Origin of the sequence: Streptomyces sp. NPDC090045, assembly GCF_044747975.1 — a bacterium.
GTDB lineage: Bacteria > Actinomycetota > Actinomycetes > Streptomycetales > Streptomycetaceae > Streptomyces.
The window spans coordinates 890,153-913,197 of sequence record NZ_JBIVFA010000001.1; the positions used below are offsets into that span (position 1 = coordinate 890,153).

20 protein-coding genes are annotated in these 23,045 nt (G+C 73.0%); 11 read left to right on the top strand and 9 right to left on the bottom strand.

The genetic code is table 11. From position 1 onward, the window contains the following. The first annotated feature begins 59 nt into the window (after nucleotides 1–59). From ACIPYQ_RS04080 to ACIPYQ_RS04100, 5 genes are all read left to right on the top strand, one after another. Nucleotides 60–1,304, top strand: coding sequence for an NAD(P)/FAD-dependent oxidoreductase (locus tag ACIPYQ_RS04080; RefSeq protein ID WP_401245849.1), 1,245 nt, complete (start codon nucleotides 60–62; stop codon nucleotides 1,302–1,304). A gap of 194 nt (nucleotides 1,305–1,498) precedes the next feature. Next, nucleotides 1,499–1,864, top strand: coding sequence for an Rv2175c family DNA-binding protein (locus ACIPYQ_RS04085; RefSeq protein WP_361758236.1), 366 nt, complete (start codon nucleotides 1,499–1,501; stop codon nucleotides 1,862–1,864). A 75-nt stretch (nucleotides 1,865–1,939) separates the two neighbouring features. Further along, a complete protein-coding gene (gene thiE / locus ACIPYQ_RS04090; RefSeq protein ID WP_401245851.1) occupies nucleotides 1,940–2,575 on the top strand; it encodes a thiamine phosphate synthase in 636 nt (211 codons plus the stop codon). 147 nt (nucleotides 2,576–2,722) lie between these two features. Continuing rightward, nucleotides 2,723–3,637 (top strand): methylenetetrahydrofolate reductase [NAD(P)H], encoded by a 915-nt coding sequence (gene metF / locus ACIPYQ_RS04095; protein ID WP_401245853.1) that lies wholly within the window; start codon nucleotides 2,723–2,725, stop codon nucleotides 3,635–3,637. Between the two features lie 49 nt (nucleotides 3,638–3,686). Next, nucleotides 3,687–4,550, top strand: a complete 864-nt coding sequence (locus ACIPYQ_RS04100; protein WP_401245855.1) for a hypothetical protein — start codon at nucleotides 3,687–3,689, stop codon at nucleotides 4,548–4,550. A gap of 52 nt (nucleotides 4,551–4,602) precedes the next feature. On the opposite strand, the gene ACIPYQ_RS04105 is transcribed toward ACIPYQ_RS04100, so the two are convergent. The 5 genes from ACIPYQ_RS04105 to ACIPYQ_RS04125 form a co-directional block, all read right to left on the bottom strand. After that, nucleotides 4,603–6,021: a phytoene desaturase family protein gene (locus ACIPYQ_RS04105; protein WP_401245857.1), complete on the bottom strand. Its 1,419-nt coding sequence runs from the start codon at nucleotides 6,019–6,021 to the stop codon at nucleotides 4,603–4,605. A gap of 37 nt (nucleotides 6,022–6,058) precedes the next feature. Beyond that, nucleotides 6,059–6,685 carry a DUF4126 domain-containing protein gene (locus tag ACIPYQ_RS04110; RefSeq protein ID WP_401245859.1) on the bottom strand — a complete coding sequence of 209 codons (627 nt, stop codon included), beginning with the start codon at nucleotides 6,683–6,685 and terminating at the stop codon, nucleotides 6,059–6,061. A gap of 127 nt (nucleotides 6,686–6,812) precedes the next feature. Continuing rightward, the gene (locus ACIPYQ_RS04115; RefSeq protein ID WP_361758218.1) at nucleotides 6,813–7,214 is read right to left on the bottom strand and encodes a DUF3040 domain-containing protein; all 402 of its coding nucleotides are present in this window, start codon (nucleotides 7,212–7,214) and stop codon (nucleotides 6,813–6,815) included. Nucleotides 7,215–7,509: 295 nt separating this feature from the next. After that, nucleotides 7,510–8,268 (bottom strand): methyltransferase, encoded by a 759-nt coding sequence (locus ACIPYQ_RS04120; RefSeq protein ID WP_327413519.1) that lies wholly within the window; start codon nucleotides 8,266–8,268, stop codon nucleotides 7,510–7,512. A gap of 88 nt (nucleotides 8,269–8,356) precedes the next feature. Continuing rightward, nucleotides 8,357–8,851, bottom strand: coding sequence for an SAV_6107 family HEPN domain-containing protein (locus ACIPYQ_RS04125; RefSeq protein ID WP_362239310.1), 495 nt, complete (start codon nucleotides 8,849–8,851; stop codon nucleotides 8,357–8,359). A gap of 171 nt (nucleotides 8,852–9,022) precedes the next feature. Here ACIPYQ_RS04125 and ACIPYQ_RS04130 point away from each other — a divergent pair, with 171 nt between their 5' ends. The 3 genes from ACIPYQ_RS04130 to ACIPYQ_RS04140 are packed head-to-tail and all read left to right on the top strand — an operon-like array spanning nucleotide 9,023 to nucleotide 12,730. Further along, nucleotides 9,023–10,003, top strand: coding sequence for an ATP-binding cassette domain-containing protein (locus ACIPYQ_RS04130; protein WP_401245862.1), 981 nt, complete (start codon nucleotides 9,023–9,025; stop codon nucleotides 10,001–10,003). Beyond that, a complete protein-coding gene (locus tag ACIPYQ_RS04135; protein WP_401245864.1) occupies nucleotides 9,975–12,068 on the top strand; it encodes a YhgE/Pip family protein in 2,094 nt (697 codons plus the stop codon). The genes ACIPYQ_RS04130 and ACIPYQ_RS04135 overlap by 29 nt, the downstream gene beginning before the upstream one ends. 29 nt (nucleotides 12,069–12,097) lie before the next feature. Continuing rightward, nucleotides 12,098–12,730, top strand: coding sequence for a TetR/AcrR family transcriptional regulator (locus tag ACIPYQ_RS04140; RefSeq protein WP_361758205.1), 633 nt, complete (start codon nucleotides 12,098–12,100; stop codon nucleotides 12,728–12,730). 754 nt (nucleotides 12,731–13,484) lie between these two features. Here ACIPYQ_RS04140 and ACIPYQ_RS04145 read toward each other — a convergent pair. From ACIPYQ_RS04145 to ACIPYQ_RS04160, 4 genes are all read right to left on the bottom strand, one after another. Next, nucleotides 13,485–15,905, bottom strand: coding sequence for a transglutaminaseTgpA domain-containing protein (locus tag ACIPYQ_RS04145; RefSeq protein WP_401245867.1), 2,421 nt, complete (start codon nucleotides 15,903–15,905; stop codon nucleotides 13,485–13,487). Further along, nucleotides 15,902–17,278 (bottom strand): DUF58 domain-containing protein, encoded by a 1,377-nt coding sequence (locus ACIPYQ_RS04150; protein ID WP_401245869.1) that lies wholly within the window; start codon nucleotides 17,276–17,278, stop codon nucleotides 15,902–15,904. Before ACIPYQ_RS04150 ends, ACIPYQ_RS04145 begins: the two co-directional genes overlap by 4 nt. Next, nucleotides 17,278–18,288, bottom strand: coding sequence for a MoxR family ATPase (locus tag ACIPYQ_RS04155; RefSeq protein ID WP_361758196.1), 1,011 nt, complete (start codon nucleotides 18,286–18,288; stop codon nucleotides 17,278–17,280). The genes ACIPYQ_RS04150 and ACIPYQ_RS04155 overlap by 1 nt, the downstream gene beginning before the upstream one ends. 137 nt (nucleotides 18,289–18,425) lie before the next feature. Next, nucleotides 18,426–18,977 (bottom strand): carbonic anhydrase, encoded by a 552-nt coding sequence (locus tag ACIPYQ_RS04160; RefSeq protein ID WP_361758193.1) that lies wholly within the window; start codon nucleotides 18,975–18,977, stop codon nucleotides 18,426–18,428. 341 nt (nucleotides 18,978–19,318) lie between these two features. On the opposite strand from ACIPYQ_RS04160, the gene rsmH reads away from it, so the two are divergent. From rsmH to ACIPYQ_RS04175, 3 genes are all read left to right on the top strand, one after another. Further along, nucleotides 19,319–20,248: a 16S rRNA (cytosine(1402)-N(4))-methyltransferase RsmH gene (rsmH, locus tag ACIPYQ_RS04165; RefSeq protein ID WP_401246117.1), complete on the top strand. Its 930-nt coding sequence runs from the start codon at nucleotides 19,319–19,321 to the stop codon at nucleotides 20,246–20,248. After that, the gene (locus ACIPYQ_RS04170; protein ID WP_401245871.1) at nucleotides 20,245–20,745 is read left to right on the top strand and encodes a hypothetical protein; all 501 of its coding nucleotides are present in this window, start codon (nucleotides 20,245–20,247) and stop codon (nucleotides 20,743–20,745) included. Before rsmH ends, ACIPYQ_RS04170 begins: the two co-directional genes overlap by 4 nt. A 267-nt stretch (nucleotides 20,746–21,012) precedes the next feature. Then, nucleotides 21,013–23,019, top strand: coding sequence for a peptidoglycan D,D-transpeptidase FtsI family protein (locus ACIPYQ_RS04175; RefSeq protein ID WP_401245873.1), 2,007 nt, complete (start codon nucleotides 21,013–21,015; stop codon nucleotides 23,017–23,019). Nucleotides 23,020–23,045: the final 26 nt, after the last annotated feature.

Sequence of the window (23,045 nt, forward strand, 5' to 3'; positions counted from 1 at the left end):
GGACGGCCGGTAAGGCGGCACCTATTCCTGACAGAGCGTCAGATGATTAGGGTGGCCGGGTGAGCGAGCAGACGGAACACAATCAGCGCGGCGTCGTGATCGTCGGCGCCGGAATGGCCGGCGTGCAGACCGCGGTCGCCCTGCGCGAGCAGGGATTCGCCGGCCCCCTGACCCTGCTGGGAGCCGAACCCCACCAGCCCTACGACCGGCCCCCGCTGTCCAAGGCGGTCCTGCTCGGCAAGGCCGAGGACTCCGCCTTCGACGTGGACTTCGAGGGGCTCGGCATCGAACTGCGGCTGGGGACGGAGGTCACCGGGCTCCGGGCCGCCGACCGCGAGCTGGACACCGAGGCCGGCCCGGTCCCGTACGAGGTCCTCGTCCTGGCGACCGGCGCCGAGCCGCTGACCCTGCCCGGCACCGAGGGCGTCCCGGGCGTCCACCTGCTGCGCACGCTGGACGACGCGGCGCGGCTGCGCCCGGTCCTGGCGGCCGCGCCGTCGACGGTGGTCGTCGGGGCGGGCTGGATCGGCGCCGAGTTCGCCACCGCGGCCCGCGAGGCGGGCTGCGCGGTGACCGTGGTCGAGGCGGCGGACCGGGTGCTGGCGGGAGCGCTGCCCGCCGAGGTCACCGAGCCGATGGCGCGCTGGTACGAGGAGGCGGGCGCCGCGCTGATCACCGGCGCGAAGGTCGCCGGGATCGAGGAGGGCCGGGTCCTGCTCGCGGACGGGCGCGCCCTGCCGGCCGGTGCGGTCGTCGTGGGCATCGGCGCGCGGCCCGCCACGGGATGGCTGGCCGGGACCGGTGTGGAGCTGGGCCCCGACGGCTCGGTCACCGCCGACGCGCACCTGCGCACCTCCCTGCCCGGGGTGTACGCGGTCGGCGACTGCGCCTCCTTCCCCTCCGGGCGGTACGGGAAGCGGCTGCTCGTGCACCACTGGGACAACGCGCTCCAGGGGCCGCGGACGGTGGCGGCGAACATCCTGGCCGGGGCCGGGGCCGGGGCCGGGGCCGGGGAGTCGGCGCAGGTGTACGACCCGGTGCCGTACTTCTGGTCGGAGCAGTTCGGGCGGTTCGTGCAGTACGCCGGACACCACGGCGGGGCCGACACCCTGCTGTGGCGGGGCGACCCGGCCGGGGCGGCCTGGTCGGTGTGCTGGCTGCGCGGCGGCGCGCTGGTCGCGGTGCTGGCGGTGGGCCGGCCGCGCGACCTGGCCCAGGGCCGCCGCCTGATCGAGACGGCGGTCCCGCTGGACCCGTCCAAGGTCAGCGACCCCGGAACCCCGCTCAAATCGGCCTCGGCCTGACGGCCGACCGGGCTCCGCCCGGACCCTCCCCCAGACTTCGTCCGGGGGGACCCCCACTCAAACGCCGGACGGGCTGAAATACAGCCCCGCCGGCGTTTGAGGCGTGGGGTCTGGGGCGGAGCCCCAGTACGGGGGGCGACCCGTACGGGCTGCCCAGGTACCGGCGGCGGAGCCGAGATGGCAGGCTTGTGTCCGTGACCGAGATTGACGCAAAGATCGATGCCCTTGTCCCCTCGTGGCTGTACCTCCCCGACATCGCGGAGAAGCTGAACATCGAGGTGACCCGGGTCCGCCAGATGGTCAAGGAAGGGCAGCTCATCGCCGTACGCCGGGGCGAGAACCGCTCCCTGCAGGTGCCGGCCCCCTTCATCGACGGTGACAAGGTCGTCAAGGGCCTGGTCGGTCTGCTGACCGTGCTGCGCGACGACCGCTTCACCGACGAGGAGATCCTGGAGTGGCTCTTCACCGAGGATCCGACCCTGCCCGGCACTCCCGTGCAGGCGCTGAGCGAGAATCGCGGCACGGAGGTGAAGCGCCGCGCTCAGGCGCTCGCCCTCTGACCTGATCCGCAGTTCGCTCCACCGCGGTGTACGGGCCCGCGCCCGTACACCGCCTCCATCACGGGGGGTTCACCCATGCAGCTGTCCGACGCCCGGCTCTACCTCTGCACGGACGCCCGCAAGCGGCAGGGTGACCTCCCTGAGTTCCTCGACGCCGTCCTGGCCGGAGGCGTGGACATCGTCCAGCTCCGGGACAAGGGCATGGAGGCGGGGGAGGAGCTCGAACACCTCCGGGTGTTCGCCGAGGCCGCACGCCGCCACGGCAAGCTCCTCGCCGTGAACGACCGCGCCGACGTCGCCCATGCCATCGGCTCCGACGTCCTGCACCTCGGCCAGGGCGACATCCCCGTCCCCGCGGCCCGCGCCATCCTCGGCGAGCAGGTGCTGATCGGCCGGTCCTGCCACGCCGAGGCCGAGGTGGACGCGGCCGCCGCCGAAGCCGGCGTGGACTACTTCTGCACGGGCCCCTGCTGGCCCACCCCCACCAAGCCCGGCCGCCACGCCCCCGGCCTGGAGCTGGTCCGGTACGCGGCCTCGCTGGAGCAGGACCGGCCCTGGTTCGCCATCGGCGGCATCGACAGCACCAACCTGGACGAGGTGCTGGACGCCGGCGCCACCCGCGTCGTGGTCGTCCGCGCCCTCACCGAGGCCACCGACCCCGGTGCGGCCGCCGCGGACCTCGCCAAGCGCGTCCGGGCCCGGCTCGGCTGAGTCCTGTCCGCCCGGACAGAGGGCGGCGCGCCGCTCTTTAACGTGTCCGGCCCCGCTTGACCAGGTGCAGTCCCCCAAGTGTCCAAAAACGTGTCCAAAAGGCGGACAGCGCTTCGGCGACCGGCCGGCCGCGTCTAACCTGCCCACATGGCCTCTGGTACCGCTTCCACCTGGTCGGACCGTGCACACACCGTCCGCGACCTCCTCGCGTCCGGGCGCTCGTACTCCTTCGAGTTCTGGGCCCCGAAGACGGAGAAGGGCGAACGCAACCTCTGGAACGCCCTGCGCCGGGTCGAGGCGGTATCCCCCAGCTTCGTGTCCGTGACCTACGGAGCCGGCGGCTCCACCCGCGGCGGCACCGTCAAGGCCACCCAGGAGATCGCCGCGGACACCACCCTGACCCCCGTCGCGCACCTCACCGCCGTGGACCACTCGGTCGCCGAGCTGCGCAACGTCATCGGGCAGTTCGCCGACGCGGGGATCCGGAACATGCTCGTCGTCCGCGGAGACCCGCCGGGCGACCCGATGGGCGAGTGGGTGGCGCACCCCGAGGGCGTGCACTACGCCGCCGACCTGGTCCGCCTCGTCAAGGAGTCCGGCGACTTCTGCGTCGGCGTCGCGGCCTTCCCCGAGATGCACCCGCGTTCGACGGACTGGGACACGGACATCCGGCACTTCGTGGACAAGTGCCGCGCGGGCGCCGACTACGCGATCACCCAGATGTTCTTCGATCCGGAGAATTATCTGAGGCTGCGCGACAGCGTCGAGAAGGCGGGCTGCGAGACCCCGATCATCCCCGAGGTCATGCCTGTTGTGGCGATCAAGCAGCTCGACCGGCTGCCCCAACTCAGCAACGCGGCCTTCCCCGCGGATGTGAAAGAGCGCATGCTCGCCGTCAAGGACGATCCGGCCGCTGTACGCTCCATTGGCATCGAGTTCGCCACGGAGTTCTGCGCGCGGCTGCTGTCCGAGGGTGTCCCGGGGCTGCACTTCATCACGCTGAACAATTCCACGGCGACTCTCGAAATCTACGAGAACCTGGGCCTGCACCAGCGGGCCTGACGGCCGCCCCCCGTTCCCGCGCCGGCGGCCGTACCGAGAGGGGCCATGCATGGGAATGACGGTCCTCTACATCGCGTTCGGTTTCGTCGCGTTGTGGCTGCTTGCCGAGGTCCTGATGCAGTACAAGGCCCGGCTCCGCTGGCGCCTGCTCGCCTTCGCGGGATTCCTCGGCGTGGTCGCCGGGGTGGTGCTGCCGTCGGTTCCGGTCATCGGGGCCGGCGCAGCGGCGTTCGCCCTGGGCCAGACCCTGGTGACGCTCTCCTTCCGCAAGGGCTTCGTCGCCGGCTGGGCGCTGCGCCGCGGCGGGGAGCCCGTACGGCAGTCCAGGCGGCGCCGATCCGGCGGCGCGGCCCCGCAGGAGCCGGCGCTCCAGGTCACAGAGCTCGCCTACGAGGACACGGACGGAGCGGCCGACGAGCGTCCGTTCCGGGCCGCGGCCGAAGAGGTCTACAGCCCGGAGCCGGTCCCCGAGGACACCGGGTCCTACGGGATACAGAGCTTCGCGCAGGCCCCCGAGGCCGCACAGACGGCGGCCTTCGCCTCGCCGTTCACCACGGCGGAACAGGACGCCCACCAGTACGCGGCGTACTACGACCCGCAGAACCAGGGCGGCGGCTACGACTACTCCGGCGGCTACCCGACGGGTGGCCAGCAGCAGGTCTACGCCGCCTACTCGGACCCGTACATCGGCACCGGCGGCGGGGTCGCCCCGCCCCAGCCGTACGACTACACCGCGTACGCCGACTACGGGCAGCAGCAGTACTCCACGGACACCCCGCCCGGCGGGGTCTGGGTCCCCCAGCAGCGGTCCACCGACGGGGGCGGCCAGCCCTACCCGGCGGAGGAGCAGGCCGAGCCGCCGCAGCAGTACCCGTACTCCCAGCCCGGCGAGTACGAGCAGTACCGCTACTGAACCCCGCGCGGACCGGTCCGCGGACCGGTCCGCCCACCGCTGCGCGCAGCGGTCACTGCGAGCCGCGGAACTCCGCGCCCTCCACGATCAGCCCGGCCACCAGGGCCCCGGTCATCCCGGCGTGCGGCAGCCCGCCGCCGGGATGCGCCCAGCCGCCCGCCAGGTAGAGCCCGGGCACGGCCGTGGTGTTGGCCGGGTGGAGCAGTCGGCCGCCGGCCCCCGCGAGGGCGGGCGGCGGCACCGCGCCCCCCAGCGCACCGGTCGCCGCCTCGACATCGGCCGGGGTGCGCACCTCCTGCCACAACAGCCTCTCCCGCAGCCCCTGGACGGCCTTCTCCGCGAGGTTCAGCAGCTCCGCGGGCTCCGGGGCCCCCGGCCCGCACACGGCGCTCACGGTGACCGCCTCGTGCTCCGCGTCGGGCCGGGTGGCGGGGTCGTCCGGGCGCAACACGGTGACCTGCGCCCCCGGGGCGTGCACCAGGGTGCGGTGGACGGCCGTACCGGGGCGCGCGCCGCGCAGCGCGAGCAGCAGCGTGATCCGGCCGGGCACGTCCGCACCGCGGGCGGGGACCGCGTCCGCCGGCCACGGCAGCGAGCCGGCGGGCAGCTGCCGGGGGTCGATCGCACAGACCACGTGGTCGGCGGCCGCCTCGCTGCCGTCGGCCAGCAGCAGCCCGGCCGCACGGCCGTCGCGGACCAGCACCTCGCGCACGTCCGCCCCGAACGTGAAGACGACCTTCCGCTCCAGGCAGCGCTCGTACACGGCGGTGGCCAGGGCGCGCATCCCGCCGCGCACGTACCAGCTGCCGAAGGTCTGTTCCATGTACGGGAGCACGGTGGCCGCGCCGGGCGCGGTGGCGGGGTCGATCCCGTAGGTGCGCACGAGGCCGGTCAGCAGTTCGGCGAGGGCGCCGCCCAGCTCCCGGTCGGCCACCTCGGAGAGGGTCGGCGGCCGGCGGCGCAGCAGGCCGCTGCGGCGCAGGGCCGGGTACGGGTCGCCGCCCAGCGCCTGCCGGGCCCCGTCGGGCAGCGGCTCCTCCAGCAGCGGGCGGCGGGTGGCGTCCCAGGCGTCCCGGGCGCGGCCCAGCAGGGCGTTCCAGCGCTCGCCCGCGCCCTGGCCGAAGGCGGTGTCCAGGGCGGCGGCGACCCCGCCGTGCGAGGCGCCCGGCAGGGTGACGTCGATGCCGTGGTGGGGGAGGACGTGCCGGACGGCGGGGTCCACCTGGACCAGGTCGACGCAGTCCTCCAGCGACCGCTTGCCGGTCTTCACGAACAGGTCGCGGTAGACGGCGGGCAGGTGCAGCAGCCCGGGCCCGGTGTCGAAGGCGAAGCCCTCTCGCTCGTACCGGCCGACGGCGCCGCCGTAGGTCGCCCCGCGCTCGTACACCGCCACCTGATGCCCTGCCACGGCCAGCCGGGCCGCCGTCGCCATCGCGCCCATCCCGGCGCCGATCACCGCAATTCGTGCCATGCGGCCGAGCCTATCGACCCCCTCGGGCCGGTCGCGGTCAGAGGGGTGGGGCCCCGGTGGCCTCGCGGGCCTCGGCGGCCAGCCGCTTCTCCTCGCGGCGCTGGGCCCGGCGGCGCAGGAAGCGGCGGATCCGGCTCCAGAGGAACACGAGTATGGCCAGGCCGGCGGCCAGCAGGACGGCCGCGATGATCGCGGCGGCCTCCGGGTTGAATATCGCGAAGGTGACGAGACCGGCCACGCCGAGGTCCTCGGCGATGCTCATGCCGACGTTGGTGAACGGCTCGGGCGAGGTGTTGATCGCCATCCGGGTGCCGGCCTTGACGAAATGGCTGGCCAGCGCCGTGGAGCCGCCGATCGCGCCGGCGGTGATGTCGGACAGCGAGCCGCTCTGCCCGGCCAACAGCGCCCCGATCACCGCTCCGGTGAGCGGGCGGATCACGGTGTGGACCGTGTCCCATATCGAGTCGACGTACGGGATCTTGTCGGCGACCGCCTCGCAGAGGAACAGCACCGCGGCGACGATCAGCACGTCCGTCCGCTGCAAGGACGCCGGGACCTCGTCGGTCAGGCCGGTCCGGCCGAAGATGCCGAGCAGGAGGACCACGGCGTAGGCGTTGATCCCACTGGCCCAGCCGCTGGTGAAGACCAGGGGGAGCACACTCATTGGATCATCATGTCGCACGCGTGCCGATGCGAGGGACGGAACGCGGGCACGGGGACAGAACCGGGACAGAACAGTGAGGGGACGGTCGCCAGGCGGCGGCCGTCCCCTCACTCATGCTGTTCGGGGGCTACTGCCCCTGCTCGTCACGGCGGCGCTGCCACCGTTCCTCGATGCGGGTCATCATCGACCGACGCTGCCGGTTCCGGCCATGGGCCGGACCGCCTGTACTTCCGGAGACGGGCTGCTCGCCAGGCTTGGGTGCCTTGCGCCAACCGGTGACCACGAGGACCGTGCATCCCAGCATGACGAGGAATCCCACCACGCTGATCCAGAGCACGTTCGGAATGATCACACCGGTCATGAGGAGCGCGATACCCACCACAATGCCTGCGACTGCCGTGTAGACCCGTCGCCGGGTGTACGTACGCAGTCCGCTTCCCTCAAGCGCTGTCGCGAACTTGGGATCTTCGGCGTACAGCGCTCGCTCCATCTGCTCGAGCATTCGCTGCTCGTGCTCCGAGAGCGGCACGGGAGTCCTCCTCATCCGTCGGTCGCGGGGGGTAGCGACCAGGGGTCCCCTTCAGGATAGGCGGGGAATCGCCCCCGTGACACCCGCCCTCTACGCCACGTTACAAAAAGACACAGCCCAGAAAAGACACAGTCGGTAAAACCACTGCTCGAAAACCGTACCGCCGCGGGAGCGGTCACTGAGGCCCTTATTCCCCAATGGTCCGTCCACCATGCCGGTCACTGCACTCGATCATACGGGGCCGACCGCCGGTTCGTAGGGTCAGCGCCCGACTCCGTCATCGGAAGATCGCAGTTCAGGCCTGCTTCTGGCCGAGCACGTGCAGTTGCGTGGCCACCGCGTGGAAGGCGGGCAGCTCCGCCGCGGCCTCCTCCAGACGCAGCAGCGCCTCCACCGCGCCCGGCTCGGTGTCCACCAGGACCCCCGGTACGAGGTCGGCGAAGATCCGCACGCCGTGGACCGCGCCCACGGCCAGGCCGGACCCGCCGACGAGCTCGGAGAGCTGTTCGGCGGTGAAGCGCCGCGGCACCGGGTCGCCGGAGCCCCAGCGGCCGGCCGGGTCGGTCAGGGCGGTACGGGCCTCCGTGAAGTGCCCGGCCAGCGCGCGGGCGAGCACGGCCCCGCCGAGGCCGGCGGCCAGCAGGCTGAGCGTGCCGCCGGGGCGCAGCGCCGCGACCGCGTTGGCCACGCCCTCGGCCGGGTCGTCCACGTACTCCAGCACGCCGTGGCAGAGCACCACGTCGTACGCGTCCCGCTCGACCACGTCCAACAGGCCCTGGGCATCGCCCTGGACGCCGCGGACCAGGTCGGCGACGCCGGCCTCGGACACCCGGCGCTCCAGCCCGAACAGGGCGTTCGGGCTGGGGTCGACCACGGTGACCCGGTGGCCCAGACGGGCCACCGGCACGGCGAACTTGCCGGTGCCGCCACCGGTGTCGAGCACGTCCAGCACGTCCCGCCCGGTCGCCTTCACCCGGCGGTCGAGCGCCTCCTTGAGGACCTCCCACACCACGGCGGTGCGGAGAGAGGCACGGGGGCGGGAAGTGTCCGACACGGCTGATGGCTCCTCGGCGCGGTAGGGAAGGGGTGAGCGGTCCGTGCCCCACCCCGGTCTACCTTATGGCCTTCCGCAGCCGGGCAGCTCATCGCGCGTCCGGACGCTCCGGGCGCGGCTGCGGCAGGGCCTGCTGCGCGGTCGGGGCGGGCGCCCGGACGGCGAGCATCCGCTCCACCAGGCGCAGGAACATCGAGGCGGCCCGCACCAGATCGTCCGCCTCCCGGCCGCTCGCCGCATCCGCTATGCCCGCCTCGGCCCGGGCCCGGCGGGCCGCGCCCGAGGCGAAGAGCGCGCTCCACTCGGCGAGCTCCGGCGCCAGTTCGGGCAGCAGCTCCCACGCGCTGCGGATCCGGGGCCGGCGCCGCGGGTTCACCGGCTCGGGCCGGCCGCGCGCGGCGAGCACGGCCGCGGCGGTGCGCAGGGCGGCGAGGTGGGCGGTGGCGTACCGCTCGTTGGGCCGGGCCAGCAGGGCGGCCTCGGCCAGGCCGCTGCGGGCCTTGGCGAGCAGGTCGAGCGCTGCCGGGTCGGCCGCCGACTTGCGCAGGACGGGGTGGACAGGGGACGGGGACGGTGTGGCCATGACGAACCTCCTGTCGATGCGTTGCCTCCATCGTGACCGGCCCCACTGACAATCGCCCTGACCTGCACTTTTACGGTCGTATTCCCCACAACTACCCCCTCCTGCACACCTGGTGTGGAAGAGGATGCTAGTTTTTGAACTGACCGGTCAGTTCAAAAGAAGGGGGACGGCGTGGACAGCCCGCACGGCGCGGCCGTCAAGGCCGAGGACTTCGGACTCAAGGGCCCGCGCGGCTGGGTCTTCCGAGGAGTCGGCATCGACGCGGCGCCCGGCTCGCTCATCGCGGTCGAAGGCCCCTCCGGCAGCGGCCGGACCTGCCTGCTCCTGGCCCTCACCGGACGGATGAAGGCCACCCAGGGCCACGCCGAGATCGACGGGCACCGGCTGCCGAAGCGGATGACCGCCGTCCGCCGGATCGCCGCGCTCGGCCACGTCCCCGGGGTCAACGACCTCGACCAGGCCCTCACCGTCGCGGAACAGCTGCGCGAGGGCGCCCTGCTCCACCGCCGCTACGACGGCCCGGTCCGCGCCCTGCTGCGGCCCCGCGCCGAGCGCCGCGCCCGCGCCGCGGCCCGGATCGACGAGGCCCTGGCCGCCGCCGGACTGGACCTCGACACGCTGCCCAAGGGCGCGCGCACCTCCGTACGGGACCTGGAACGCCTGGAGGCCGTACGGCTGTCCGTCGCCATCGCCCTGCTGGGCTCCCCGCGGCTGCTGGCCCTCGACGACCTCGACCTCAAGCTCTCCGACACCGAGCGCACCGAGGCCTGGGCCCTGCTCCGCTCGATCGCCGCCCGCGGGACCACCGTCCTCGCGGTGTGCAGCGAGGCGCCGGCCGACGCGGTGGCCCTGCGGACCAGCCCGAAGGAAGAGGACGTACCGGAGGCACCGGACGCACCCGGCGCCGCACCGCAGGCCGCCGACCGGAAGATCACCTGGGGAAGCGCCGCGAAGAGCGCCCCCGACGCGGGCGCCGACGCGGGCGCCGGTGCGGGCGCCGGCCCGGACACCGAAGCCGCCGCTGAGAACGACAGCGACAGCGAAACCGACACCGACGGCGACCGCGATACGGACACCGCCACCGCCACCGAGAACGAGAACGACGACACGAAGGGGGAGGACGATGCGCTCGCCGAAGCTGGCCGCGCTTGAGATGAAGCGGTTCGGGCGGGGGAAGCTGCCCCGGGCCGCCCTCGTCGCGCTGCTCCTGCTCCCGCTGCTCTACGGAGCCCTGTACCTCTGGTCCTTCTGGGACCCGTACAACCGCCTCGACAAGGTGCCCGTCGCCCTCGTCAACTCCGACCGGGGCGCGACCGTCGACGGCAAGCAAGTGGACGCGGGCGGTGAGCTCACCAAGAAGCTCCGCGACAGCAAGACCTTCGACTGGCGGGAGGTGAGCGCCGAGAAGGCGGCCAAGGGTCTGGAGGACGGTACGTACTACCTGACCCTGACCATGCCGGCCGACTTCAGCGAGAAGATCGCCTCCAGCTCGGGCGAGGACCCCGCCACCGGCGCCCTTCAGGTCCGCACCAACGACTCCAACAACTACGTCGTCGGCTCGATCTCGCGCTCCGTCTTCTCCGAGGTCCGCTCGGCGGCGTCCACCAACGCCTCCCGCGGTTTCCTCGACAAGATCTTCGTCAGCTTCTCCGACCTGCACGACAAGACCGCAGAGGCCGCCGACGGCGCCGACAAGCTCAAGGACGGGGCGGGCAAGGCCCAGGAGGGCGCCAAGGAGCTCGCCGACGGCCTCGACACCGCCGAGGAGAAGAGCGGCGAGCTCAACAGCGGCCTGAAGAAGCTCAACTCGGCCGCCGCCAAGCTGGAGACCGGCACGCGGGACGTCGCGAACGGCACCCAGGCCGTCGCCGACAAGGTCAACGGCGCGGCCGACAAGGCCCGCCCCTTCGTCAAGGACCCCAAGAACCTGGCGGACACCGCCGAGCTGGTCGCCGACAGCGCGAAGGTGGTCAAGAACCACCTCGACAAGTTCGCCGAGAAGGCCCCGGCCGCCGCGGCCGTCGCCAAGCGGGCCTCCACCGGAGCCGACGCCTACTACACCAAGCACTGCGTCACCCCCGGCGCCGAACCGCACCTCGCCTCCTGCCCCGACCTGAAGAGGGTCCGGGACGACACGGCCGAGGCCGCCGAACTCAGCGGTGACGTCAGCACCCTGGCCAAGAACACGAACGGGGACGTGTCCAAGCTCCGCACCCAGCTGACCGACCTGGAGAACAAGGCCCGCGAGCTCGCCGACAAGGCCCCCCACCTCGCGAGCGACCTCGACGCGGCCGTCGCCAAGGTCAACGCCCTCAACACCGGCGCCCACAAGGTCGCCACCGGCATGGCCCAGCTGCACACCGGCCTCGGCTCCGCCACCACCGGATCCGGCAAGCTCAGCGACGGCGTCGGCAAGCTCGGCGACGGCGCCCACCGCCTCGACGGCGGCATGTACAAGCTCGTCGACGGCACCGGCGAGCTCGCCGGCGGCCTGCACGACGGCGCGGGGAAGATCCCCGACTACGACCAGCAGCAGCGCGACGCCCGCACCGAGGTCATGGCCGACCCGATCAGGCTCGCCAACCAGTCCCTGCACAAGGCGCCCAACTACGGCACCGGGTTCGCGCCCTACTTCATCCCGCTCTCCCTCTGGGTCGGCGCGATGGTCGCCTACATGCTGATCGCCCCCATGAACCGGCGGGCCCTGTCCGCGGGCGCCTCGCCCTGGCGGATCGCCCTCGCCGGCTGGCTGCCCGTCGTGGGCATCGGCGCCGCCCAGGTCGCCCTGCTGATGTCCGTCCTCCACTGGGCCCCGGACCTCGGCCTGAAGATGGCCCACCCGGCCCTGACCATCGCCTTCCTGCTGCTGGTCACCGCCTGCTTCGCGGCGATCATCCAGTGGCTCAACGCCAAGTTCGGCGCGGCCGGGCGGATCCTCGTCCTCGCCGTCCTGATGCTCCAGCTGACCTCGGCGGGCGGTACCTACCCCGTGCAGACCAGCCCGGACTTCTTCAACGCCGTCCACCCGTACCTGCCGATGTCCTACGTGGTCGAGAGCCTGCGCCGCCTCATCACCGGCGGCGACCTCGGCCCGGTGTGGCAGGGCTTCGCGGTCCTGACGGCCTTCACGGTCGGGGCCCTGGCCCTGACCTCGCTCGCCGCCCGCGGCAAGCAGGTGTGGACCATGGACCGACTGCACCCGGAACTGAGCCTGTAGGGACGTGTTGACCTGTGACAATCAGCGCCATGGACAGCAGCAGCACCGGTACGGGTACCGGCGGGAGCCGTCGGCAGGCCACCCGGCAGAAGCTCTACGAAGCGGCCGTGACCCTCATCGCGGAGCAGGGCTTCTCCGCGACCACGGTCGATGAGATCGCCGAGCGGGCGGGCGTCGCGAAGGGCACCGTCTACTACAACTTCGCGAGCAAGAACGACCTCTTCGAGGAACTGCTGCGGCACGGGGTCGGCCTCCTGACGGTCTCGCTGCGGACGGCGGCGGAGGAGACGGAGGCGCGCGGCGGCAGCCGGGTCGAGGCGCTCGACGCGATGATCCGCGCCGGCCTGGTCTTCATCGACCGCTACCCGGCCTTCACCCAGCTGTACGTCGCCGAACTGTGGCGGACCAACCGCGCGTGGCAGTCCACGCTGATGGTGGTCCGGCAGGAGGCGGTGGCCGTCGTGGAGAAGGTGCTGCGGGAGGGCGTCGAGCGCGGTGAGCTGAGCGCCGAGATCGACGTGCCGCTCACCGCGGCCGCGATGGTCGGGATGGTGCTGGTGGCCGCGCTGGACTGGCAGTCCTTCCAGAGCGAACGGTCGCTCGACGACGTCCACTCGGCGCTGTCGCTGCTCCTGCGGGGCCGGGTCAGCGGCAACCGCTGACCCCCCAGTCGGCGGTGCCGCGGGGGCGCGGCAGCCCGTACAACTGGTGGGGCCTGCCGCGGCGGCTGAGTATCCGTACCTAGGCGCGGAAATGAGTACGTGCGCGGATGGGCTCCCACCTGCGCGGACGCCAGACTGGGAGCAACGGACGGGAGACCCGGTCCGCACCGCCGACACGGGGCTGCGGAGCGGACCGGGTACCTCCTACCGTGGCCGGACGGGGGAGACGAAACCGGCGACGTAGTACGCGAACGCGGCGGGGCTCGGGGGGATCGAGCCTCGCCGCGTTCTCGCATCCGCGGGTCCAGCCGCCTCCCCCTGGCTTCTGCCCGGCCCCCTCAAACCCCGGGGCTCCGCCCCGGACCCCGCGCCTCAATCGCCGGCGGGGCTGGATTGTGCAGGCGGGGCTGCTTTGCCCCGCGCGGCCCAAAGACCTGGGGCTCCGCCCCGAACCCCGCGCCTCAATCGCCGGCGAGGCTGGATTGTGCAGGCGGGGCTGGTTTGGCTCCGCGCAGCCCAAGACCTGGGGCTCCGCCCCAGACCCCGCTCCTCAAAAGCCGGAGGGGCTGGATGGTGCCGGCGGGTCTGAAAAGCCCGGGGCTCTGCCCAGACCCGGCCTCCGGCCGATCCAGCCGCGTTTGGCGGACGGCGTCAGCCAAATCCAGCCTCGCTGGCGTTTGAGTGGGGGTCCCCCCGGACGAAGTCTGGGGGAGGGTCTGGGCGGAGCCCAGGAAGGCGGCCCGCAGGCGGGAGGTCAGCCGCGGCCCCGCAGGGGGAGGCGGAGGCGGATGGTTGCCAGGCGGGTTGAGATCGACGAGGTCGCCGCGGACCAGCGGGTTGAGGCCGACCAGGCGAGGCGGGTTGCCGAGCGGGGGAGGAGGAGGGCGCGCAGGCGGGCCGGACGGCTCACCGCGGCCAGCAGGGCCGCGCGGGTCAGCAGGACGTCGTCCGCCAGCCCCGGGTACGAGACCTCCGCGCCCGGCGGCGCGTACAGGGCCCGTTCCACCGCGCCCGCGACCCGGTGGACCGCTGCCGCGGCCTCCGCGTCCAGGCGGCCCAGGTCCACGACCCGGACCGCCGCCCGGCGCGGGGACAGTGCCTCGTCGGGCACCACGCCCACGTCCCAGGCGGCATCGCCCAGTTCCCGCCACGCCGTCAGGACCTCACCGGTCCCCAGGCGACGGGCCCGCAGCCGGCTGCGCCACAGCAGTGGCAGCAGTGGCAGGGCCAGTACCGCCAGCACGGCCGCCGCCCAGCCGAGGACCGTCGTCGCCGACGGCCCGTCGCCACGGGTCGGGCCCTGCGCGGCCGCGGGCGGCGCGCACTCGCCGAGCTTCTGCATCTCGGGCGGGCACGCGGCGGACGCCGACGGCGCCGCCGACGGCTGCGCGGAGCTCTGCGAGGGCAGCGGCGCCGGCGCGGACGGCTGGGAGGCCGCCGGCGCCTGCGGCCGCGAGTAGTCCGGCACGTTGATCCCGGACCGGGGCGTCGGCTCGAACCGGGTCCAGCCCACGCCCTCGAAGTACAGCTCCGGCCAGGCGTGCGCGTCCCGCATCGACACGTTCACGCTGCCGTCCGACTGCTTCTCACCGGGCGTGAAGCCCACCGCCACCCGTGCCGGGATGCCCAGCGTGCGGGACATCGCCGCCATCGAGAAGGCGAAGTGGATGCAGAAGCCTTCCTTGTCGTCGAGGAACCGGGCGACCGCCTGCGGGCCCGTGCCCGAGGCCGTCCGCGTGTTGTAGCGGAAGCCGCCGTTCACGGCGAAGTAGTCCTGCAGCTTCACCGCCCGCGCGTAGTCGTCCTTCGTCCCCTGCGTCACCTGGCGGGCCCGCTCGGCGACCACGGGGGGCAGGTTCTCCGGCACCTTCGTGTACTCGGCGCGGATCTCCGGATTCGGCTCCGGGGCCTTCGCGAGCTGCTGCGCCGTCGGCTTCAGCAGCAGACTGCGCACCAGGTACTGGGCGCCCTGGACGTTCTGGAACTTGTCCCGGCCCAGCTGGTCGCCGACCAGGGTCCGGCCGGCCGGCTCGAAGCGCCACTTCCCCTTGATGTCCACCGACGTCGCCGGATACGGCATGGGGAGGTAGCGCTGGACGTAGCCGTCCGCCGCGGAGATGGTGGTCGCCACCTCCGTCGCGCCCGCGCGGACCTGGTCGCCGAGGCCCGGCGGGGGAGGCAGCTGCTCCGGTACGTCGGTCAGGGCCCGCCCGGAGGCCTCCCACTTCACGCCGTTGAACTCGTCCAGCGCCACGATCCGCAGGTACTGCTCGCTCTGCTGCGGGTTCTCCGTCCGGTACTTGAGGATCACGCGGTTGTCCTGCGTGTTCAGGTTGCTCTGCAGGGAGACCAGCGGGTTGACCGCCGAGATCGTCCCGCCCGCACCGCTGCCGCTGTCGCCGCCGTCCTGATCGCCGCCCAGCAGCCCGCCGCCGAGCGCGGGCAGCGCCGCCGGCACCGCCAGCGCCACGCCCAGGGCCATCGCGCCGATCCGCCGTCCGAACCGCGCCGGGGCGGTCGCCTGACCGCCCGCGCTGCTGCTGAGACCGGAGTCGGCGGAGCCCCGTCCGCGCGGGGCCGCGCCGAAGACCCGGCCCCACTGGGCGAGCCGGTCGCGGCCCTCGGCCAGCAGCATCAGCAGGTATCCGCAGCCCGCCAGCAGGAAGGAGAACCAGGAGGCGTCCCCGCCGCCCGACAGGCCCGCGGCCACCGAGTACAGCGCGAGCAGCGGCAGTCCGGCCGCGGCGGCCGTCCGCATGGACACCGCCAGCGTGTCCACGAGCAGCCCGATCAGCAGCATCCCGGACACCAGCAGCAGCCGGATGCCGTCCGTCAGCGGGGCCGGGATCGCGTACTCGCCCACGTCCCGGACGCCCTGCCCGAACAGCGAGCCGAAATCGTCCACCAGGTACGCCAGCGGCCCGCTCCCCTGGGACTCGCCCTTGCCGGCGAAGAGGAAGACGAGCAGCAGCAGGGAGACCAGCAGCTGTGCGGCCACGGTCAGCGACCGCGCCAGCGGCACCCGCCGGGCCCCGGCCCCCACCGCGCTCTGCACGGCCAGGAGCAGCGCCCCCTGCAGCAGCCACGCCTGTGACTCGACCAGCGGGGCCAGCGACCACGAGGTGAGCAGCGTCGCCAGTGCCGCGAACAGCGTCAGTTTCGCCCGCCCGCTCATGCCCGACCTCCGGAAGTCCCCGTACCGACGCGAGCGGTGCCGGCCTGTCGCCACAGCTCGCCGAAGGCCACCCCGGGCGGGACGGCCAGTGCGGTCCACCCCGCGTCGCGCAGCCTGCGCAGCCGCTCCTCCAGCGGGGGCACGGCGTGCCCGGGTGCGGGCTGCCCGCCCCAGGCCGCGGAATCCAGTACGAAGGCCACCGCACCCGAGGTGCGCTGGCGCATCTTGGCCGCCAGTTCCGTCTGTACGTCGTCCAGGTCGCCGAGGAAGGCGATGAGGAGCCCGTCCCCGCCGCCTCCGCCGAAGCTTCCCGCGCCACCGCCGCGCACCGCGTCGTAGGCCCGTGAGAGGCCGGCGCCGTCGGAGTGCCCGACCACCGCGAGGGTGTCCATCATCAGTCCGGCGGCCTCCGCGGACTCCTGGCCGCCGGAGGAGAAGCCGCCCCCGCCGTCGCCCGGCACCGAGTCGCCGGTATCAGTGAGCAGCCGCACCGAGAAACCCTGCTCCAGCACGTGCACGAGGCTGGAGGCGGCCGCCGAGACGGCCCACTCGAAGGCGGAGTCGGGGCCCGCGCCGGCGAAGGCGAGGCGCCGGGTGTCCAGCAGGACGGTGGCCCGGCTGCGCTGCGGCTGTTCCTCGCGGCGGACCATCAGCTCGCCGTAGCGGGCCGTGGAGCGCCAGTGCACCCGGCGCAGGTCGTCGCCGCGCCGGTAGCCGCGCGGGATCACGTCGTCGTCGCCGGCCAGGGCCAGCGAGCGGCGGCTGCCGTCGCCGTAGCCGTTGGACTCTCCGGTCAGCCGGACCGGCGGCAGGGGCTCGGTGCGCGGGATGACGGTGAGGGTGTCGTACGTGCTGAAGGAGCGGGTCAGCTCGACCAGTCCGAAGGGGTCGGTCAGCCGCAGCTGGAGCGGGCCCAGCGGATAGCGGCCGCGCAGGTCGGAGCGGACCCGGTAGGACACCTCGCGGCGCCCGCCGGGCTCGACCCGGTCCAGGACGAAGCGCGGGCGCGGGCCCAGTACGTAGGGCACCCGGTCCTGGAGCATCAGCAGGCCGGTGGGCAGCCGGGACACGTTGTCCATGCGCAGCTGCACCCGGGCCTCGCCGCCGGCGGGCACCCGTCCGGGGCTCAGCCGGCGGCTGCCGGAGACCCGGTAGCGGGTGCGGTGCAGGGCGTAGACGCAGATCAGCGGCAGGGCGGCGAGCAGCAGGCCGACCCGGAGCAGTTCGCCCTGGCCCAGGACGTACGCGCAGGCGGCAGCGGCTATCCCGGCGGCCACGAACGAGCGGCCGCGAGTGGTCAGCCCGGACAGAGAGGCGCGGAACCCGCCGCCGTCCCCCGGGCCGCCGGCGCCGCGCGGGGCACCGGCGCTCATCAGAAGCCCCGGATGCCCGCGCCGGGCGGCATCTCGCCGCGGGCGTGCGCGGCCGGGACGGGGGTGCGCTGGAGGATGTCGTGGACGACCTGCTCGGCGGTGCGCCGGTTCAGCTGGGCCTGCGCGGTGGGCAGCAGCCGGTGCGCGAGGACCGGGGCGGCCAGGGCCTGGACGTCGTCGGGCAGGACGTAGTCCCGGCCGGCGAGCGCGGCGGAGGCCTTCACGGCGCGCAGCAGGTGCAGGGTGGCGCGGGGCGAGGCGCCGAGCCGCAGGTCGGGGTGGCTGCGGGTGGCGGCGACCAGGTCGACGACGTAGCGCCGGACGGGCTCGGCCACGTACACCTCGCGTACGGCCTCGATCAGCTTGATGATCTCGTGGGCGTGCGCGACGGCCGTCAGGTCGTCGAGCGGGGAGATCCCGCCGTGCACGTCGAGCATCTGGAGCTCGGCCTCGGGGCTGGGGTAGCCGACGGAGACGCGGGCCATGAACCGGTCGCGCTGGGCCTCGGGCAGCGGGTACGTGCCCTCCATCTCCACCGGGTTCTGGGTGGCGACGACCATGAAGGGGCTCGGCAGCGTGTAGGTCGTGCCGTCGATGGTGACCTGGCGCTCCTCCATCGACTCCAGCAGCGCGGACTGGGTCTTCGGCGAGGCGCGGTTGATCTCGTCGCCGATGACGATCTGCGCGAAGATCGCGCCCGGCTTGAACTCGAACTCGCGGCGCTGCTGGTCGTAGATGCTGACACCGGTGATGTCGGAGGGCAGCAGGTCCGGCGTGAACTGGATGCGCTGCACCGAGCAGTCGATGGACTTCGCGAGCGTCTTGGCGAGCATCGTCTTGCCGACGCCGGGGACGTCCTCGATCAGCAGGTGCCCCTCGGCGAGCAGCACGGTCAGCGCGAGGCGTACGACCTCGGGCTTGCCCTCGATCACGCTCTCGACCGACTGGCGCACCCGCTCCGCCGTGCTGGTCAGATCCGCGAGGCTCGCTCGGTCGTCATACGTCGTCACCTTGGTTCTCCTCGGCCCATTCCCAGGGCCGACGCCCTTGGCGCATGAACCGGCCCACCCCGAAACACGGACACCGGCCCGGGGGATCCCGGGTGGTGCCACCCCGCATTCTTGACGGCGTTACGGCCTTGTGTCACTCAAGAGCTGGGATCGATCTCCCGCAGGAGCCCGGTGTGCACATCGAAGACGAAGCCTCGCACATCGTCCTTGTGGGGCAGGAACGGGTTGGTGCGAACCCGCTGCATGGACTGGCGGACGTCCTGGTCCACGTCCCGGAAGGCCTCGACGGCCCAGGCCGGGCGCTGGCCGACCTCGTCCTCCAGCTCGTGCCGGAAGTCCTCGGTCAGACTTTCGAGACCACAGCCGGTGTGGTGGATGAGTATCACCGTGCGGGTGCCGAGGGCCCGCTGGCTGATGGTGAGGGAACGGATGGTGTCGTCCGTGACCACGCCGCCCGCGTTGCGGATCGTGTGACAGTCGCCGAGCTCCAGGCCGAGCGCCTTGTGCAGGTCGAGGCGGGCGTCCATGCAGGCCACGACGGCCACGTGGAGCACGGGGCGGGCGTCCATCCCGGGGTCGGTGAACTCCGAGGCGTAGCGCTGGTTCGCCGCGACCAGCCGGTCGGTGACGGATCCGCCGACGGGCGCCTCGGACGCGGACTCTGCAGGCAGGGATGCGGAAGTCGTCATGGCTACGACGTTAGTGGTCACGGCTGGTAAAGGCCTCGCGTGAGGTGGGACAAAGAACGCCAACGAGCCTTGTTGTGAGCTAACCCACAGGGGTGGGCGGGAGGCGGCCGTTTGGGTGATTCGCGGCTTTTGTCGGTTCGGTCCGAGAGTCGTGCCCGGCGCGCGAGGCGATTCGTTGACCGCGGCGACCGTTGCACTAAAGTGACGCGAACCGGCCGGAGCCCGGCCCTGACCGGCCGCCCGGCCCCCTGGTAACACTCCGCGTGCGCGGCGCGGCGTATGCCTGCCGCGCCGTTATCTGAGAGGGCGCTTTGACTAGCGAGTCCCGACATGTCCCGGTGATGCTCCAGCGGTGCCTGGACCTGTTGGCCCCGGCGCTGGAGAGGCCCGGGGCCGTCGTCGTCGACTGCACCCTCGGCCTCGGCGGCCATAGCGAGGCCCTGCTGACCCGGTTCCCCGAGGCCCACCTGATCGGCCTCGACCGCGACAAGGAGGCCCTGCGGCTCTCCGGCGAACGCCTCGCGCCCTTCGGCGACCGGGCCACTCTCGTCCACGCGATCTACGCCGACCTCGCCGAGGTCCTCGACGGGCTCGGCATCCCGGCCGTCCAGGGCATCCTCTTCGACCTGGGCGTCTCCTCCATGCAGCTGGACGAGGCCGACCGCGGGTTCGCGTACGCGCAGGACGCGCCGCTGGACATGCGCATGGACCAGACGACCGGCATCAGCGCCGCCGAGGTCCTGAACACCTACGCGCCGGGCGAGCTCGTCCGGATCCTGCGCCAGTACGGCGAGGAGAAGCAGGCCAAGCGCATCGTCTCCGCGGTCGTCCGGGAGCGGGACAAGGAACCCTTCACCAACAGCGCCCGGCTCGTGGAACTGATCCGCGACTCCCTGCCGCAGGCGGCCAAGCGAACCGGCGGCAACCCGGCGAAGCGGACCTTCCAGGCGCTGCGGATCGAGGTCAACGGCGAGCTCTCCGGCCTGGAGAAGGCCATCCCGGCGGCGGTGGACCGGATCGCGGTCGGCGGCCGGATCGCGGTGCTCTCGTACCACTCGCTGGAGGACCGCCTGGTCAAGCAGGTCTTCGCGGCCGGCGCGGCCTCCACCGCCCCGCCCGGCCTGCCGGTCGTACCGGAGAAGTACCAGCCGAAGCTGAAACTGCTGACGCGCGGAGCGGAACTGCCGACCGAGGAGGAGATCGCCGAGAACCGGCGGGCCGCCCCGGCGAGGTTCCGCGGGGTCGAACGCATCCGGGAGGCGCGACTGTGACCAAGGCCGGGAAGGTCGCCACGCTGACCCGTGGGCAGGCGGCCCGGCTCGGCCGGGCGCTCGGCGGCCGCCCGGCCCGCCCCCGCCCCGGCGGGCAGGCCGCGCGGATGCCGTTCGTCCTGCTGGTCGTGGCGCTGCTCGGCGGCGGCCTGATCAGCCTGCTGCTGCTGAACTCCGCCCTGAACGAGGGCTCCTTCCAGCTGAGCAAGCTGAAGAAGGAGACCACCGCGCTCACCGACGAGGAGCAGGCGCTGCAGCGGGACGTGGACGCCTACTCGGCGCCCGACGCGCTGCAGCGCCGGGCGCAGGAGCTCGGGCTGGTCCCGGGCGGCAGCCCCGTCTTCATCGGCCCGGACGGCGAGGTCGCCGGCACCGCCGTCCCGGCCGAGGCCTCCCCGTCCCCGACCCCGCCGGCGTCCCCACCCGCCTCCCAGGCCCCGGCGGGCCCGCCCCCGGCCCAGCCCTCGCAGCAGCCCAGCCAGACCCCTGGAAGGTGACGTCGTGACCCCGATGGCAGGCGGTATCGCGGTGGCGGGGCTCAGCCCTGCGGGGCCTTTCCCCACCCCGCCCTTTCGCCGTTCCCCGGGCTCTGCCCGGACCCGGTCCTCAAACGCCGGACGGGCTGAAATTGTCCGGCCTCGGCCAAATCCAGCCCCGCCGGCGTTTGAGGCGATCTTTCAGCCCCTCCGGCGTTTGAGGAGCGGGGTCCGGGGCGGAGCCCCGGGTGTTTCAGCCTCGCGGAGCCCCAGGGGCGGGGTGGCGGCATGAGCCCGCAGGAGCCGCCGCGGCGGCGCGTGCCCGGGCCGGGCCGGCCGAGGCCCGGGGACCGGGCGCGGGCGACGGCCCGGCCGGCCTCGCGCCCCACGACCCGGCGGCCCGCGGCAGCGAGACGGCCGCACACCATCCGGCTCGGCAGCCCCCGCCCCCGGCTCCGCCTCGTCGGCGTCGGCCTGACCCTCGTCATGCTCGCCTTCGTCGTCCGCCTGCTCCAGGTGCAGGCCGTCGACGCCTCCACCTTCTCCGCCGAGGCCTCCAAGAACCGCTACACCAGCGTCAAGCTGGCCGCCGAGCGCGGCGAGATCACCGACCGCCGCGGCGTGGCCCTCGCCACCAGCGTCGACGCGTACGACATCACCGCCGACCCGAAGATGTTCACCCCGCAGGAGAGCAAGGCCCCGGACGCCCCCGCGCAGGCCGCCGCCCTCCTCGCGCCCATCCTCGGCAAGGACGCCAAGGAGCTCACCGCCAAGCTGAGCACCAAGAACACCCGGTACGTGATCCTGGCCCAGCGCCAGACCCCCCAGGTCTGGAACCAGATCAAGGACCTCCAGCGGGTCTTCCGGGACAAGGCGGCGGCCGACAAGAAGAACAACGGCCCCGGTGCCAACGTCCTCGCCGGCGTGTTCAAGGAGGACAGCAGCAAGCGCGTGTACCCGAACGGCGACCTCGCCGCCGGGATACTGGGTTACGTCAACGCCGACGGCAAGGGCGGCGGCGGCCTGGAGTCCTCCCTCGACAAGAAGCTGTCCGGCAAGGACGGCGAGATCACGTACGCCCAGTCCGGCGGCCGCAAGGTCCCCACGGCCGGCTCCAGCGAGAAGCCCGCCGTCCCCGGCGAGGACATCGCGCTGACCATCGACCGGGACATCCAGTGGGCGGCCCAGAGCGCCATCGCCGAGCAGGTCCAGAAGTCCGAGGCCGACCGCGGCTACGTCATCGTCCAGGACACCCGCACCGGCGAGGTGCTGGCCATGGCCAACGCCCCCGGCTTCGACCCCAACGACCTGAGCCGGGCCAGCTCCGCCGCCATGGGCAACGCCGCGCTCCAGGACGTGTACGAGCCCGGCTCCACCGCCAAGGTCATGTCGATGGCCGCCGTGCTGGAGGAGAAGAAGGCCACCCCCGAGACCCGCGTCGAGGTCCCCAACCGGTTGCACCGCGGCGACCGGCTGTTCAAGGACGACATCGACCACCCGACCTGGTACCTGACCCTCAACGGGGTCCTCGCCAAGTCCTCCAACATCGGCACGATCCTGGCCACCGGCCAGCTCGGACCCACCCAGCCCGAGGCCAACAAGGTCCTGCACTCCTACCTGACCAAGTTCGGCATCGGCCGGCCCACCGGGCTGGGCTACCCCGGCGAGTCCCGCGGCATCCTCGCCGAGCCCAAGGACTGGTCCACCTCCCAGCAGTACACGATTCCTTTCGGCCAGGGCCTGTCCCTCAACGCCATGCAGGCGGCCTCCGTGTACTCGACCATCGCCAACGACGGGGTCCGGATCGAGCCGACCCTGGTGCGCGGCACCAAGGGCCCCGACGGCCGCTTCACCCCCGCCCCGGCCCCCGAGCAGCACCGCGTGATCAGCTCGGAGACCGCCAAGACCCTCGCCGCGATGCTCGAATCCGTCGTCGACGACCAGGAGGGCACCGGCACCAAGGCGAAGATCCCCGGCTACCGGGTCGGCGGCAAGACCGGCACCTCCAACCGGGTGGATCCGGCCACCGGCCGCTACAAGGGCTACACCGCCTCCTTCGCCGGCTTCGCACCCGCGGACAACCCGCGGATCACCGTCTACTGCGCCATCCAGAACCCCACGAAGGGCAGTTACTTCGGCGGCCAGATCTGCGGCCCCATCTACAAGAAGGTCATGGAGTTCGCCCTCAAGACCCTCCAGGTCGCCCCCACCGGAACCGCCCCCGCGGGGCTGCCGGTCACCTACGAAGCCGGCCCGCAGCCCGCCCCGCAGCCCAGTCCGCAGCCCGGTCCGTGACCCACAGCCCGGTCGGCCCGCCAGAA

What these genes read in the sequence shown, in the direction of transcription:
- rsmH (WP_401246117.1), top strand. Translation starts at nt 19,319, where the DNA reads ATGCTCCAGCGGTGCCTGGACCTGTTGGCCCCGGCGCTGGAGAGGCCC.
- thiE (WP_401245851.1), top strand. Translation starts at nt 1,940, where the DNA reads ATGCAGCTGTCCGACGCCCGGCTCTACCTCTGCACGGACGCCCGCAAG.
- ACIPYQ_RS04175 (WP_401245873.1), top strand. Translation starts at nt 21,013, where the DNA reads ATGAGCCCGCAGGAGCCGCCGCGGCGGCGCGTGCCCGGGCCGGGCCGG.
- ACIPYQ_RS04125 (WP_362239310.1), bottom strand. Translation starts at nt 8,851, where the DNA reads ATGGCCACACCGTCCCCGTCCCCTGTCCACCCCGTCCTGCGCAAGTCG.
- ACIPYQ_RS04140 (WP_361758205.1), top strand. Translation starts at nt 12,098, where the DNA reads ATGGACAGCAGCAGCACCGGTACGGGTACCGGCGGGAGCCGTCGGCAG.
- ACIPYQ_RS04135 (WP_401245864.1), top strand. Translation starts at nt 9,975, where the DNA reads ATGCGCTCGCCGAAGCTGGCCGCGCTTGAGATGAAGCGGTTCGGGCGG.
- ACIPYQ_RS04160 (WP_361758193.1), bottom strand. Translation starts at nt 18,977, where the DNA reads ATGACGACTTCCGCATCCCTGCCTGCAGAGTCCGCGTCCGAGGCGCCC.
- ACIPYQ_RS04100 (WP_401245855.1), top strand. Translation starts at nt 3,687, where the DNA reads ATGGGAATGACGGTCCTCTACATCGCGTTCGGTTTCGTCGCGTTGTGG.
- ACIPYQ_RS04150 (WP_401245869.1), bottom strand. Translation starts at nt 17,278, where the DNA reads ATGAGCGCCGGTGCCCCGCGCGGCGCCGGCGGCCCGGGGGACGGCGGC.
- metF (WP_401245853.1), top strand. Translation starts at nt 2,723, where the DNA reads ATGGCCTCTGGTACCGCTTCCACCTGGTCGGACCGTGCACACACCGTC.
- ACIPYQ_RS04105 (WP_401245857.1), bottom strand. Translation starts at nt 6,021, where the DNA reads ATGGCACGAATTGCGGTGATCGGCGCCGGGATGGGCGCGATGGCGACG.
- ACIPYQ_RS04145 (WP_401245867.1), bottom strand. Translation starts at nt 15,905, where the DNA reads ATGAGCGGGCGGGCGAAACTGACGCTGTTCGCGGCACTGGCGACGCTG.
- ACIPYQ_RS04110 (WP_401245859.1), bottom strand. Translation starts at nt 6,685, where the DNA reads ATGAGTGTGCTCCCCCTGGTCTTCACCAGCGGCTGGGCCAGTGGGATC.